We start from the raw sequence: 201 nt of genomic DNA, 5'->3' as shown, positions 1-201 counted from the left end.
GGTCGGTGTCGACGCCGGGACCACCTTCCTGGTCACCCTCTCCACGGGGGAGAAGGTGACCAACCCCCGCTACGAGCGGGCCGACCGTGCCCGGCTCGCCCGCGCGATCTCGGACGCGGCGTGGCGGGAGCTGCGGTCCATGCTGGAGTACAAGTGCGCCTGGCGGGGGCGGGAGCTGGTCGTGGTGGGCCGGTTCTTTCC

General features: G+C 72.6%; 1 protein-coding gene. It reads left to right on the top strand.

Translation table 11 applies throughout. From position 1 onward, the window contains the following. On the top strand, positions 1-201 hold a 201-nt coding region (locus ACFHWE_RS23910), incomplete at both ends, for a hypothetical protein (RefSeq protein WP_416604135.1).

It is taken from the genome of Nocardiopsis sp. LOL_012 (assembly GCF_048060475.1).
In the GTDB taxonomy this organism is placed as follows: Bacteria; Actinomycetota; Actinomycetes; order Streptosporangiales; family Streptosporangiaceae; genus Nocardiopsis.
This window is presented reverse-complemented; position numbering and strand designations above follow the sequence as displayed.